General features: G+C 53.5%; 11 protein-coding genes. 3 read left to right on the forward strand and 8 right to left on the reverse strand.

Annotation, left to right across the window (positions count from 1 at the left end; translation table 11 throughout):
- The first annotated feature begins 272 nt into the window (after nt 1–272).
- Nucleotides 273–665, forward strand: coding sequence for a fluoride efflux transporter CrcB (gene crcB, locus EHSB41UT_RS15015; RefSeq protein ID WP_087111289.1), 393 nt, complete (start codon nt 273–275; stop codon nt 663–665).
- Nucleotides 666–840: 175 nt separating this feature from the next.
- On the opposite strand, the gene EHSB41UT_RS15020 is transcribed toward crcB, so the two are convergent.
- Genes EHSB41UT_RS15020 through EHSB41UT_RS15030 form a run of 3 tightly spaced genes read right to left on the reverse strand, consistent with a single transcriptional unit; the run spans nt 841 to nt 5,302 of the window.
- Nucleotides 841–2,172, reverse strand: a complete 1,332-nt coding sequence (locus EHSB41UT_RS15020) for a replication-associated recombination protein A (RefSeq protein WP_087111291.1) — start codon at nt 2,170–2,172, stop codon at nt 841–843.
- Nucleotides 2,172–2,909, reverse strand: a complete 738-nt coding sequence (gene lolA, locus EHSB41UT_RS15025) for an outer membrane lipoprotein periplasmic chaperone LolA (RefSeq protein WP_165767279.1) — start codon at nt 2,907–2,909, stop codon at nt 2,172–2,174. The genes EHSB41UT_RS15020 and lolA overlap by 1 nt, the downstream gene beginning before the upstream one ends.
- A gap of 32 nt (nt 2,910–2,941) precedes the next feature.
- Nucleotides 2,942–5,302 carry a DNA translocase FtsK gene (locus EHSB41UT_RS15030; RefSeq protein WP_087111296.1) on the reverse strand — a complete coding sequence of 787 codons (2,361 nt, stop codon included), beginning with the start codon at nt 5,300–5,302 and terminating at the stop codon, nt 2,942–2,944.
- A 195-nt stretch (nt 5,303–5,497) separates the two neighbouring features.
- Here EHSB41UT_RS15030 and EHSB41UT_RS15035 point away from each other — a divergent pair, with 195 nt between their 5' ends.
- Entirely contained in the window at nt 5,498–6,529 is a 1,032-nt protein-coding gene (locus EHSB41UT_RS15035) for a response regulator (RefSeq protein ID WP_087111298.1), read from the forward strand.
- A gap of 85 nt (nt 6,530–6,614) precedes the next feature.
- Here the strand turns inward: EHSB41UT_RS15035 and EHSB41UT_RS15040 are convergent, their stop codons facing one another.
- The 3 genes from EHSB41UT_RS15040 to fabV all read right to left on the reverse strand — a co-directional run bounded on the left by EHSB41UT_RS15040 (nt 6,615) and on the right by fabV (nt 9,680).
- Entirely contained in the window at nt 6,615–7,949 is a 1,335-nt protein-coding gene (locus tag EHSB41UT_RS15040; protein WP_087111299.1) for a sodium-dependent transporter, read from the reverse strand.
- A 70-nt stretch (nt 7,950–8,019) separates the two neighbouring features.
- On the reverse strand, nt 8,020–8,319 hold the full coding sequence (gene trpR, locus EHSB41UT_RS15045; RefSeq protein WP_087111301.1) for a trp operon repressor: 300 nt from the start codon (nt 8,317–8,319) through the stop codon (nt 8,020–8,022).
- Nucleotides 8,320–8,477: 158 nt separating this feature from the next.
- A complete protein-coding gene (gene fabV, locus EHSB41UT_RS15050) occupies nt 8,478–9,680 on the reverse strand; it encodes an enoyl-ACP reductase FabV (RefSeq protein ID WP_087111302.1) in 1,203 nt (400 codons plus the stop codon).
- 541 nt (nt 9,681–10,221) lie between these two features.
- Here fabV and EHSB41UT_RS15055 point away from each other — a divergent pair.
- Complete coding sequence (locus tag EHSB41UT_RS15055; protein ID WP_165767280.1) at nt 10,222–10,959, forward strand: substrate-binding periplasmic protein; 738 nt, start codon at nt 10,222–10,224, stop codon at nt 10,957–10,959.
- A 106-nt stretch (nt 10,960–11,065) separates the two neighbouring features.
- Here the strand turns inward: EHSB41UT_RS15055 and EHSB41UT_RS15060 are convergent, their stop codons facing one another.
- Together EHSB41UT_RS15060 and EHSB41UT_RS15065 are read right to left on the reverse strand one after the other, a co-directional pair.
- On the reverse strand, nt 11,066–12,976 hold the full coding sequence (locus EHSB41UT_RS15060; protein WP_087111304.1) for a SurA N-terminal domain-containing protein: 1,911 nt from the start codon (nt 12,974–12,976) through the stop codon (nt 11,066–11,068).
- 334 nt (nt 12,977–13,310) lie between these two features.
- Complete coding sequence (locus EHSB41UT_RS15065) at nt 13,311–13,586, reverse strand: HU family DNA-binding protein (RefSeq protein ID WP_087111305.1); 276 nt, start codon at nt 13,584–13,586, stop codon at nt 13,311–13,313.
- Nucleotides 13,587–13,601: the final 15 nt, after the last annotated feature.

Genomic DNA, 13,601 nt, shown 5'->3' on the forward strand with positions numbered 1-13,601 from the left:
TTAACCTTACTATTCAAAAACACAGCGTTTTACAACTTACTGCCAATGGGCAAATTCATGCAGCAAGGGCAGATGCTCATAATAAAAGATACTGGCATATTGGCAATATGCGTGAGGTCATCTTTCCTAGGTTTTCTCAGAGAATCTGCACTCTTTTCGGCGGATTCCGGCGAAAAAAGACCCTGCAAATAAAATACGATAAGATAATGGTCTGCTGTGCAATGTTGCGCAATCTGAAATGCGACCTGTCGATAGGGACCCAAAGACTCGCCATGTGGACTTCAATTCTGGCTATCGGTCTCGGTGCAGCGGTAGGAGCCAACCTGCGCTGGGCACTGGGCCTGCTTCTTAATCCGGTCTTTGCCGGTCTGCCCAGCGGCACCCTTGCCGCCAACTGGCTGGGTTGCTATCTGATCGGCATTGCCCTGCCCGCCCTCAATGCTCTGGTCGTCACCACACCGGAGATCCGTTTATTTATTGTGACCGGTTTTCTGGGCGCACTGACTACCTTCTCTTCCTTCTCAGCAGATATGATCGAGATTATGCAGGAAGGCCGGTTCGGCTGGTTCGCGGGAGCCATTGTTCTGCATGTGATGGGTTCACTGGCCTTCACCCTGTTGGGGATGGGTACAGTGCACTTGATTCAGAACTGGGGACGTTTTTAAAACGACATACGTTGCTAAAAGAAAGAACGGATGTGCTGAAAGTAGAGCGGGGATGATGGAGGCTTGCGGAAGCCAGAGGCCATGGATGGCCGGCTAGCGCCGCTGGACAGGGACTGTCCATGGGCGCGGGCTGTAGCAAGCCTCCATCAGCCCTGTAGTCAACAGACTCGGAAAACTAACGCCTTTTATTGGCCGACTGCGCATCCAGACTTTCCAGCCAACGCAGCTTTTCACTTATCTTATGCTCCAGCCCCCGATCTGAAGGCTGGTAATATTTTCTTGGCTCCATCGCCTCCGGAAAATAACTCTCCCCGGCAGCATAGGCATAGTCTTCATCGTGGGCGTAACGATAACCCTTGTGATAACCCAGCTCGGCCATCAGCTTGGTAGGAGCATTACGCAGATGCATCGGCACTTCATGGCTGAGATTGCTGCGCACATCCTCAAACGCCGCCTTCATGGCCAGATACACCTTATTACTCTTGGGTGCGCTGGCACAGTATACCGTGGCATGAGCAATAGCCAGATAACCTTCTGGTGCCCCCAACCGCTCAAACGCCTGCCAGGCATTCAAAGCCATCTCCAGTGCTCGCGGGTCGGCATTGCCAATATCTTCGCTGGCAATCGCCACCAGACGACGAACGATGTAGAGAGGATCAGCTCCGCCATCAATAATCCGAGCCATCCAGTACAGTGCACCATCCGGACTGGACCCTCGCACCGACTTGTGGAACGCAGAGATCTGGTCGTACCAGGCTTCGCCCTTGTTGTCGAAGCGACGCAGGTTATCAACCAGCACCCCTTCCAGAATTTCCCGGGTCACCTCCCCTTCGCCCGCCAGATCAGTAGCCACTTCCAGCAGGTTCAGCACCCGACGAGCATCACCATCCGCAGCCTGCACAATGATGTCTTTCACATCATCGGAGATAACCACATGCTGCCGCCCCAGACCACGCTCTTCATCGTGCAGCGCATGATTCAGCACTTCCAGCAGCGCCTTGTTATCGAGAGACTTGAGCACATAGACCCGCGCCCGTGACAACAAAGCGTTATTCAGTTCAAAGCTCGGGTTTTCGGTGGTCGCGCCCACAAAGATGACCGTGCCATCTTCAATATGAGGCAGAAAGGCATCCTGCTGCGCCTTGTTAAAGCGGTGTACCTCATCGACAAACAGAATGGTGCGGCGGCCAGATTGCGCACGATCCATTTTCGCCCGATCCACCGCCGCGCGAATATCTTTCACCCCGGCCAGTACCGCCGAAAGGCTTTCAAAGCGGGCATCGCAGACATTGGCCACCAATCGTGCCAATGTCGTCTTCCCAACACCGGGCGGCCCCCACAGAATCATGGAATGAGGCATACCCTGTTCGAGCGCGACTCTTAACGGCTTCCCAGCACCGAGAATATGCTCCTGCCCCAGATAATCAGCGAGATTGCGAGGCCGCATGCGTGCCGCCAGAGGCTCATAAGCCTCTTGAGGCACATCAAAGAGAGAACCACTGGCCATCAGGGTTTGCCAACAGATTGACTGGCCGGCTTCTGAGCATTCATGACGGAGGCACGCTGATCCAGCACATCAATACCGGGCGGCACATACTGCTCAAACAGTTTGTCCTTGACCGGTTCGTTCATCACAACTTTGTCGAACAGAATTTTGGTGCGTGAACCGAGGGAGTCCAGCAGAACCATATTACTTAACCGCCCATCAACAAAGGTGAGCTGCAGTTCCTGAAACGGGCTGTCGCCCCCTTTCGGCAACAGGGTAAAGAAGTGGTTGCCAGAGGTTTTGGCCATATTCACCGCAAAACTTTCCAGCATGGCAGCGGTATCGCCACTCAACAGCAGAGCCGGGGTGGCACTGCTGGCCAGATCAAGATCCTGCAGGGTGATCTGCTCCATCTCTTTATCGTAATAGCTGACCTGCTGACCATTGGACACGACTTCCTGCGGGAACGGGTCTGCCACATTCCAGCGGAACAGGTTTGGACGTTTCAGCACCATATCACCACTGCTTTCCTGCAGCCGGCGACCGCCGTTATCCATTGTGGTTTGTTGGAACTGGGCCTGCAGAGTCTGAATATCCTTCAGTACCCGGGTCAGCTCATCGGCAGCTTCACGCTCTTTCAGGGCAGTGACCTTTGCAGAGCTGGCATCGGCAGGCTTTTCACCGGCAGCCAGCAGACTGCCCGACAAAGAGAAACAGGCGACTAACAGCGCCAGAGGAAGAACATGTGTTTTTTTCATTGCGTACAGATTCATTTAGACACTCTGTTCAGTTATTTCACCGGTGGCGGCGCGATCACTTCGCGGTTGCCATTACTGCCCGCCGGGCTGATCACCCCGGCTCGCTCCATTGCCTCAATAATATTGGCGGAGCGGTTATAGCCGATCTTCAGGCGGCGTTGCACAGAGGAGATGGAAGCCTTGCGGGATTCGGTAACAAACGCCACCGCCTCATCATAGAGCGGATCCTGCTCTGAATCTCCGCCGTCTGAGAACTCGCCACCACCTTCATCAGCAGCCCCGTTAAGAACTTCTTCAATATAATTGGGCTCGCCGCGCTTTTTCCAATCAGCAACCACCCGATGCACTTCATCATCGCTGACGAACGCGCCATGCACCCGCACCGGCAGACTGGTGCCCGGTGGCAGATAGAGCATATCACCATGCCCCAGCAGCTGCTCGGCACCGCCCTGATCCAGAATGGTACGGGAATCGATCTTGGAAGAGACCTGGAAACTGATGCGGGTCGGCACGTTGGCCTTGATCAAACCGGTGATCACATCCACCGACGGCCGCTGGGTCGCGAGAATCAGATGAATACCCGCCGCCCGTGCCTTCTGGGCGATACGGGCAATCAGCTCTTCCACCTTCTTGCCGACGATCATCATCATGTCGGCAAACTCATCAATCACTACCACGATAAACGGCAGGGTTTCCAACTCTGGCGCGGCATCATCCATAGAAACCGGCTGATAGAGCGGATCCGTCAGCGGCGTACCGGCCTTGGCGGCATCTTCCACCTTGCGATTGAAGCCGGCGATATTCCGCACGCCCATAGCCGCCATCAATTTATAACGACGCTCCATCTCAGCCACACACCAGCGCAGACCATTGGCCGCTTCTTTCATATCGGTGATAACCGGACAGAGCAGATGAGGAATACCTTCGTACACCGACAATTCCAGCATCTTCGGGTCCACCATAATCAGCCGCACATCTTTCGGTGAGGCCTTATACAGCAGACTGAGGATCATGGCGTTCACGCCCACCGACTTACCGGAACCGGTGGTACCGGCCACCAGCAGGTGTGGCATCTTGGCCAGATTGGCCACCGCAGGCTGACCGGCAATATCATGGCCCAGAGCCATGGTGAGCGGGGACTCGGAATCATCAAAGGCCTTGGAGGAGATCAGCTCGCTGAAATAAACAATTTCACGATCCTCATTCGGAATCTCGATACCCACCACAGACTTGCCAGGAATGACCTCCACCACACGCACACTGATCACCGCCAACGAGCGGGCAAGGTCTTTGGCCAGATTGGTAATCTTGCTGACTTTTACGCCCGCCGCCGGCTGAATTTCAAAGCGGGTAATCACCGGACCGGGATGCACAGCCACCACTTCTGCCTGCACGCCAAAATCTTTCAGCTTGAGCTCCAGCAGGCGGGACATACCCTCCAGCGACTCAGCTGAGTAGCCTTTTTTGTGGGTCTTATCCGGCTGATCCAGAAGCCCCAGAGCCGGTCGTTCACCGGTCACCGGTTCATCGGTAAACAGAGTCTGTTGTTTCTCTTTCACCACCTTCGGGCTGAGCTCCGGTACTTTCGGTGGTGGCGCAATGACCACAGGCTCACGCTTCTGCTGGCGCTGTTTCTCTTTCTGCAACACCTGCTCGCGATCTTTGCGAACCTTGTCCAGCGCCTGACGCTCGCGTCGGGCAGACATTTTTTCACGGAGCTGACGCACCTGCTCGGCAATACGGTCCAGCAGAGCCAGTGTGACGGCACCAACACCATCCATCAGAGCAAACCAGGACAGGTCGGTCAGCAAGGTAATACCAAACAGCAGCAGCGCCACCATAATCAGGGTGGTGCCATGAAAGCTCAGCACCGGCAGCACCAGCTCAACGGTCTGCTGTCCGATAATCCCACCATCATTAGACGGCATATTCAGAACATCGCCGACATGCAGCGCAACCAAGGCCGTGCCACAAATCAGGCACAGCACCAGCCCTACGGCCCGCAGGGTAAACAAGGGTCCATGGAAGCTGTTCTCTTCATGGCGGGTTTTGAAAACCACATAGCTGCGGAAGAACAGCAGCAACGGGAACAGAAACGCCAGCACACCGAACAGACTCAGGAACACATCGGCAAACCAGGCACCGGCCCGTCCGCCCATATTGTGTACATCCGCCACCGGACCGATACGGGTCCAGCCCGGGTCCTGAGGTGAGTAGCTGATCAGCGCCATGGTCAGATAGACGCCCAGCACAATCCACACCAGCATCAGCCCTTCCCGGAGCAGCACGCGCAGCCGTCCCTGGATAGACTCTTTTTCGTCGGCGGCCTGATGGCCTGCCCCTTTATGACCGCTTTCGGGTGATTTCCCTTTTCTCACTGTGCCCTGCCACATCCGTGAACACGCTAAAATCTGTCTGCCGTAAAAACTGGCAGATTCTTTATTGTATGGAATTTTTTGCGCCAAGGAAAAAGCCCCGACTTTTTATTCAAATATGACCTATAAGACAGTTTTCGTCTTCATCGGTTTATTTGCCGATTACGTGATGCTATAACTCCCGAAAATCATAAAAAGTGATCCGAACGACTAATGACTGCCACAATTCAGGCCCTCGTAGTTGACGACTCCAAGTCAGCCCGTTACTCCATGAAGAAAATGCTGCAGAAACAGAATATTGATATCTGTTTTGCTGAGTCCGCCGGCGACGCCCTCAATATTCTCGAGAGTCGCACTCCGGATATTATTTTTATGGATCACCTGATGCCGGGTATGGATGGCTTTGAAGCCACTCGCGCCATCAAGGGCAACCCGAAAACTGCGGATATTCCGGTGATCATGTGCACCTCCCGGGAAGGGGAAGCCTATCGCGATGAAGCCATGGCCAATGGCGCTGCGGACATTATCTCCAAGCCCGCGCCGGAAGAACGGCTGGTTGAGATACTGACCACCTATTCCCGCTCTGCCCCGACTTTTGAACTGGTCGCTGGCGAGGATGAGTCAAAAGCCAAACCAACACCGGTTCCAACTCCAGAGCCAGTTCAGGCACCGGCCATTGATGCCAGTATCCATACTGCTGTTGAAACCTACTTGAACGAGCGCCAGCCAGAAATGCTCGAACAGATGAGCGCACAGATCAGCAGCAATAACCTGACAGAGATTGAGTCAGCCCTGCGTGAGCATCGCCAGGAGCTGGACAGCTCCCTCAACAACCGTTTCGAGCGGATGCAGGTACAGCTGGAATCCGGCCATGAAAACACATTGGTGGAATCAGCCAAATCCCTGCACAGCCAGCTGCACCAGAGCCTGACCCACGATATTGGCCAACTGATTGAGGAAAATATCAAGCATTCGGTTCGCGCGGAGTTTTACGAACAGGCGGAAGAGTATGGACTGGCCAGCCTGAGCAGTGATCAGCTGCATCACGATATTGCTGAAAAGGTTCGCCACTCCATTGAAGAACAAATGACCCAGCAGATTAAATCCCTGCTTAGCCAGCAGGAGCAGCAGCTGCAGAGTCATTTTACCGAGCAGTTCCAGCACAAAACCCGCCAAACCCAGCTGCTGTCTTTTGCCAGCCTGGCCTGCGGCCTGGTAGCTATCACTCTGGCGGTGATTTTCTAACGAAGTTTTAAGGATGAAAAAGGCTTCCCGAGGGAAGCCTTTTTCATGTTAGACGCGCAGAATGCTCACCTTAACCAAGACTGCCTTAACCAATACCACCGTAAACAATGCTCAGTACGTAAACAACAAATGTCGTACCGCAGAACACATAACGGGTCATCGGTTCAAACAATGGGCTGAGCTTGCCACTATGACCTAGCTGCACCTGTTCCCGGGCAAACTCCTTACCGCATACCCAGAAGAACATCACAGCCGCCAGCAGAGCGCCCAGCGGGATCAGATAGATAGAGACAATATCCATCCACTGTCCGAGCACATTGCCATCTTCGAGTCTCAGACCGGCAGCCACACTGACCAGCGCCACCACAGCGATAGACCCGCCGCGAGAAAGGCCAAAGCGCTGCTGCATCGCTTCCACCGGCGCTTCCATCAGATTCATCAGCGAGCTGATACCGGCAAACAGGACGGCAATAAAGAAGATCACCGCAAACACTTCGCCCAGAGGCATCATCTTGAACACATTGGGCATGGTGATAAACATCAGCGGCGGACCGGCAGACACATCCAGGCCGAAGGCAAACACCGCCGGTATCACCACAACTGCAGCCAGCAATGCCGCAAAGGTATCGAAGATCGCAACATTACGGGCACTGCTCACCACATTATCGGTCTTCTTCAGATAGCTGCCGTAAACCAGAGTTCCGGAGCCCGCCAATGACAGGGAGAAGAACGCCTGCCCTAGGGCATAGACCCAGGTTTTCGGGTCGGCCAGAAACGCCCACTGAGGAATAAACAGATACTTGTAGCCTTCCATCGCCCCCGGCAGAGTAAACACCCGCACTGCCAGAATCAGGAACAGGATAAAGAACGCGGGCATCATAAATTTATTCACCCGCTCAATGCCCCGGGCGACACCAAAGATCATAATGGCAAAGGTGATACCCAGCGCCAGGAGATGCCAGAGTACACTGCCGTAAGGTCCTGCGATTTCACCAAAGTAGGCACCACTGCTTTCCGCTGCCATCATCGAGCCAGTCATGGCACCGAAGGTAAAGCGCAATATCCAGCCCACCACAACCGCATAACCAACAGCAATACCCAGAGAAGCAATCACCGGTACCAGACCGATCAGTTCGCCTCCTCTCAAACCTCTACAGGCAAAGGCTTTCTTGAAGGCACCCAACGGACCGGCCCGCATGGCGCGGCCAAAGGCCATCTCGCCCCGTACGCCCCAGACACCGATCAACAGGAACAGTACATAGGGAATCAGAAACGCAGCACCACCAAACTGACCCAGCCGGTAAGGAAACAGCCAGATATTGGCCATACCGACAGCAGAGCCAATACAGGCGAGAATAAAGCCAAGCTGGCTGTGAAAACTGTCGCGGGGAGCCGCAGAGTTTTGTGTCGGGCTATCCATAATCACTATCAACCACAAAATGGGCCGGGTGGAAGTCTGGTATCACAATTAACCAGACCAGCCACCCGGTTTATTCATCCAGTAACAACGTTCGCAGGAACGCCTTGTCTTTATCCGAGAGCTGCTTCAGGTTGTTGGAGCCCCGGGTTACGGTCGCAATACTGATCTGCAGCCGTGCGGACAGATCCCGCTGGGACTCATTACCCTCCAGCAGTGAACTGAGGATTTCGATCCGGTGGGAAATGGCCGTGCGTTCTTCACTGGTCAGCAGTACCGAAAACAAACGGTTCAATGCTTTCTCATCATGATCCTGATCAAAGAGCTCGATAAACTTTTGCCAGCCTTTTACCAGTTCTGCATTCTGTGCCATAAAACCACCATCGTCGTTAATGCATGATGTACTGATGTAATATTACAGCAGTACAAAATATCCTTAAGTAGGTATTTTTACCTACTTTCATTTTTTAAACAAAAATCACTCACAAAAAAAAGGCGACCCATGGTCGCCTTTCCAGCACCGGAAGAGAGTTACCCTTCCAGGGTAATCACATCAAATGCCACTTCCGGGTTTACATCCGCATCGTAGTCAATGCCATCGAGACCAAAGCCAAACAGCGTCAGGAACTCATGCTTGTATTCCTGATAGTCAGTCAGCTCGGACAGGTTTTCATTGGTCAGACGCGGCCACAGCTCTTTACAATGCTGCTGAATATCATCACGCAGCTCCCAGTCATCCAGACGCAGACGGTTTTCGTCGTCTGTCGGTATCTCACCGCCTTGGTACAAACGAGTGCTGAGCATACGCCAGACCTGCTCGATACAGCCTTCATGCAGCCCCTGCTCACGCATCTTCTTGAACACCATGGCGATATAGAGAGGCATAACCGGAATCGCGGAAGAGGCCTGGGTCACTACGCTCTTAAGAACGGCAACATTGGCACCACCGCCAATTGCGGCCAGCTTCTGGTTCAACTCGCCGGCAGCACGATCCAGATCCTGCTTGGCCCGACCCAGTGCACCATGCCAATAGATAGGCCAGGTCAGCTCGGTACCGATATAGCTGTACGCAACAGTACGGCAGCCTTCCGCCAGCACACCGGCGTCACTGAGAGCATTGATCCACAGTTCCCAGTCCTGTCCACCCATCACAGTCACTGTGTTGGCAATCTCTTCTTCGGTCGCCGGCTCAACAGACGCTTCAAACAGTTGATCCTTATTGGTATCAACCGCTGTCGCCACATACGGCTGACCAATCGGCTTCAGGCTTGAACGGATAACCTCACCGGTATCCGGCAGCTTACGCACCGGTGAAGCCAGGGAATAAACGACCATATCAATCTGACCAAGGTCTGCCTTGATCAGCTCAATCACTTTTTCCTTGGCGGCATTAGAGAAGGCATCACCATTGATGCTTTTGGCATACAGACCAGCTTCGTGGGCAGCCTGCTCAAAGGCGGCACTGTTATACCATCCGGCGGTGCCCGGCTTGCGCTCAGTGCCCGGCTTTTCAAAAAACACACCAATGGTAGAGGCATCACTGCCAAAGGCCGCAGCAATGCGGGAGGCCAGACCATAGCCACTGGAGGAACCGACAACCAGTACCCGCTTCGGGCCATTTTCCAGCTTGGGCTGAGACTTCACGAAGGAAATCTGATCTTGAACATTCCGGGCACAACCCACCGGATGGGTTGTGGTACAGATAAACCCACGAATTTTAGGTTTGATAATCATGCTGGATCCCTAAGGTACGTACGCGTTACGTCATGTATCGGGTCTGTGGACGCTTGCTGATCGGACTCAGCTTTTCCGAGAGCTTTCAGGGCTAGACGCAGTGGTGAAGGAATAGTGGTTCTCTTTCAAGCCACTGCAACGACGACATGGAAGCTCTCGGAAAAGCCCTTCGGGTGAGGCTGTAAACGGCTTCTCGCTGCGTCAGGCTTGCTTAATGTAGGAATCTACGATTTTCACAAGCCTTTCTAACGATAAGCCGTTTACAGTCTCACTGAGTCGCATCAGCAAGCGTCCACAGACCCTAGCTTGCGCATAGATTATCGTAAAGGCCGGATGCAACATAGCCGCGTTACACGAATCCAACAATGAACCGACACCATCTCACATAACACACGCCGCAACCTCTTTTTTAGAGCACGACGATTCAATTCTTTCACCAAAGCGTGCCTGAACTGACCAATATCAACACCATTAGTAACAAAAGCCTCAGTATGACTGGTTTCTGTGAGTGCTCAGGATTCAGGTGAGACAAGACATGAGAATGATAAAAAAGTCCTTGGCTGCAGCCCTGTTGTTATCGTCTGCATTAACGGTTCAGGCTGGAGAGCGGCTGACGCTGCTGACGGAGAACTACCCTCCGTTCAATATGAGTGTTGATGATCGTAACTTTGCCCGGGGTATCGAAGTCGAAGGCATTTCCACCGATATCATTCGGGAAATGGTGAAACGCGCCAATATCGAGGCAACCTTCACGCTGCGCTTCCCCTGGAGCAGAATCTACAACCAGACCCTGAAAAAACCGAACTACGCCATCTTCTCAACAGCCAGAAGCGCAGAGAGAGAACCACTGTTCCAATGGGTCGGTCCGGTCGTCGATAATGACTATGTCCTGTTCACCATGGCAAAAAGCAATCTCACCATCAATACCATCGAGGATCTGAAAAAGTACAAGGTGGGTGCCTACAAAGACGACTATGTCTCACAACTTCTCAAATCCAAAGGCATTGAAGTCATAGAAACCCCGGAAGACAGCTATAACGCGACCAAGCTCGAACAGGGTCGTATTGATGTCTGGGCCAGCGGTAGCCTTTCCGGCCCCTATAACGCCGGTAAAGTGGGCGTCACCAATATCAAACAGATTTACGTAGTCGAATCCAAGGGCCTGCATCTGGCCTTTAACAAACAGACTCCGGTCAATGTGATCAAGAAGCTGCAGACAACTCTTGATGCGATAAAAGCCGATGGCACAGCAGCAGCCATTCATAAACGTTATCAGTAAAAGCAAAGCCTCCTCTCGATGGGAAGACATAAAAAAACGGGCCAGAAATGATTTCTGGCCCGTTTTTTATCAAGGTTGTATAGCGATTCAATGAATCGCCCGACTATCAGCCTTCGCTGTCAGCCTGTACCACTTTGATATCAGCGGTGTCACGCAGGTTGCGAACATACTCGTCGTACATCTGGGTACCCTGACGCAGGGCCAGAGAGGTTCCCATCATTCGAGCCTGATCAGCATCCAGCGCATCATTGCCGTTCACCACATTGGCGATGCGAATCACAGCGATATCGCCATTTGGCAGAGTGGCTGTGCCGTAGGAGAACTGACCGGCCGCCGGATGCGGCAGGCGGAAGGCTTCTGCCAGCAGTTGCGCTGGCACTTCACGGTTGAAGCGTACGCTCTTCTCCTGAGCCGCCCAGGTCAGGCCATTGGAAGTAGCCAGCTGCTCAGCATTAGCACCACCATTCAGTTCGGCAATAACGGCTTCTGCACGCTGCTTCAGCTGCTCTGCACCACGCTCAGTCTGGATAGCGGCAACAATCTCATCTTTCACATCAGCCACAGGCTTCTGCTCAGACTTCTTGTGCTCACGGATATGCAGAACGGCAACCTGTTCCGGGCTCAGTTCGACCAGATCACTGTTGGCACGCAGTTCCAGCACATCTTCACTGAACGCTGCAGCAACAACACGAGCATTGGCTGCAATGCCTTCGCCACCGTTACGGCCAAACAAAGGGCTGCTCTGAATCTCAAGACCCATGGTTTCAGCCGGCTGTGCCAGATCGGAGGCTTCAAAGCTGATATCCGCCATCATCTGGGACTGCTCAACAAACAGTGGATCCACAGCCTGATTGCGCAGCTCACGTTCGATGGAAGCACGCATCTGCTCCAGGGACGGGATACGGGCTTCGGCAGAACCGTCACGACGGATCAGCACTACACCAAAATCGGTCTGTACAGGCTCGGAGACAGCACCAGCTTCCAGGCCCGCCAGCGCACTGTCAAACTCACTGCCAAAGAAGCCAGTCTCTACCGCACCCAGAGAACCGCCCTGAGCAGCAGAATCCGGATCATCGGAGAACTCCTGAGCCAGTGCGGCAAAGTCTGCACCATTCTTCAGCTGAGTAGAGAGCTCATTCGCCTGAGCCAAGGTCGCCGCTTCATCACGGTCGCCATTAGGCTCCAGCAGGATCATGGAAGCACGCAGCTCGTTGGAAGCCTTGTTCTTCAGATCAGCAACCTGAGCGTTGTAACGGGCACGAATATCCGCATCGGAAACCTGAATAGTTTCAGCGATCTTGTTCTTATCCAGAACAATGTAATCCACGCTTACCTGCTCCGGCTGCATAAAGCGGGAGCCGTTGTCTGCGTAGTAAACTGCCACGTCATCATCGCTGACGTTAACAGCATTGCGGGCCTGCTCATTATTCAGAGTCAGCCAGCTGATATCGCGGGTCTGGGTCTGCAGGTTATTCAGCTGTTGCAGTTCAGCCGTGGTCATAAACTCAGAGGCGGCAATACCGGCGCGCAGCTGAGTAGAGATCATCTCTTCACGCAGCATGTTGCGGAACTGAGCCACAGTCATACCCATATTGCGCACGTACTGCATAACCCGGTCCGGGCTGTACTGGCCGTCAACCTGGAATTCCTGAGCGGTACGGATCACTTCATCCAGCATCGCTTCAGACACAACCATCTGGTCATCCTGAAGACGGGCACGCAGCAGCGCACGCTGAATCAGGCTTTCCAGAGCCGCGTTTTGCAGCATTGGGCTGTCCAGCATGGATGGATCAAAATTATCGCCCATCTGCTGAATCAGAACACGGCGCTGCTGATCCATGGTTTCCATTAACTGTTGCTGAGTAATGGCTTCACCATTCACGGTGGCAACATCTGGGTTTCCGGTATTCGGGCTCAGGGACTCCAGCCCGAAAATAGCAAAGGTGAAGGCGATGGCAGCGACAATGACTTTCGCAACCCACCCCTGCGCCTTCTCTCTCATGTCTTGAAGCAGCATCGTATCCTCTGCGACATCCTCAAAATACTATACCCGTCAACGATTCCATTTAACCGGCCAGCTAACGAGCCGGCATGCGGGCCTGATTGTTGATTTCATCAACCGATGAACGGGCACAGAATAACAGACAGATGCATAAGAATCTGCCCTTCTCTGTGTTTCTTTCCCATTTCTTCGGCAGCTTTCTTATTCCTGTCAGCATCATGGAGCAGCGAAGCCACTAAGAGTTCCCCGAATCGATGGAATCCAGACAAAAAGAAAGGCGCATTCGGAGATGCGCCTTTCAGGGTATTCGGGAGGCCGTATGGCCTTGCGGAATCCGCCTGCGGTCGGATTAGCCGTTTACCGCGTCCTTCAGAGCCTTACCAGCTTTGAAGCTAGGCACCTTGGAGGCAGCAATTTCGATCGGCTGACCAGTCTGTGGGTTACGGCCAGTACGGGCTGCACGGTCTTTAACATCAAAAGTACCAAAACCAACCAGGGCTACAGGCTCACCACCGGTCAGGGCGCCGGTAATGGAATCGATCACTGCATCCAGAGCACGGCCGGCAGAAGCCTTAGGAATCTCAGCAGAGTTTGCAATGGCATCGATAAGTTCTGACTTGTTCACACTTTTCCCCTTACG

This window comes from Parendozoicomonas haliclonae, from assembly GCF_900174585.1.
In the GTDB taxonomy this organism is placed as follows: Bacteria; Pseudomonadota; Gammaproteobacteria; order Pseudomonadales; family Endozoicomonadaceae; genus Sansalvadorimonas; species Sansalvadorimonas haliclonae.

Excerpts from the sequence above, each read along its gene's own strand:
- EHSB41UT_RS15055 (WP_165767280.1), top strand. The coding sequence starts at position 10,222 with ATGATAAAAAAGTCCTTGGCTGCAGCCCTGTTGTTATCGTCTGCATTA.
- EHSB41UT_RS15060 (WP_087111304.1), bottom strand. The coding sequence starts at position 12,976 with ATGCTGCTTCAAGACATGAGAGAGAAGGCGCAGGGGTGGGTTGCGAAA.
- EHSB41UT_RS15040 (WP_087111299.1), bottom strand. The coding sequence starts at position 7,949 with ATGGATAGCCCGACACAAAACTCTGCGGCTCCCCGCGACAGTTTTCAC.
- EHSB41UT_RS15020 (WP_087111291.1), bottom strand. The coding sequence starts at position 2,172 with ATGGCCAGTGGTTCTCTCTTTGATGTGCCTCAAGAGGCTTATGAGCCT.
- lolA (WP_165767279.1), bottom strand. The coding sequence starts at position 2,909 with ATGAAAAAAACACATGTTCTTCCTCTGGCGCTGTTAGTCGCCTGTTTC.
- EHSB41UT_RS15035 (WP_087111298.1), top strand. The coding sequence starts at position 5,498 with ATGACTGCCACAATTCAGGCCCTCGTAGTTGACGACTCCAAGTCAGCC.
- EHSB41UT_RS15030 (WP_087111296.1), bottom strand. The coding sequence starts at position 5,302 with ATGTGGCAGGGCACAGTGAGAAAAGGGAAATCACCCGAAAGCGGTCAT.
- crcB (WP_087111289.1), top strand. The coding sequence starts at position 273 with ATGTGGACTTCAATTCTGGCTATCGGTCTCGGTGCAGCGGTAGGAGCC.
- trpR (WP_087111301.1), bottom strand. The coding sequence starts at position 8,319 with ATGGCACAGAATGCAGAACTGGTAAAAGGCTGGCAAAAGTTTATCGAG.
- fabV (WP_087111302.1), bottom strand. The coding sequence starts at position 9,680 with ATGATTATCAAACCTAAAATTCGTGGGTTTATCTGTACCACAACCCAT.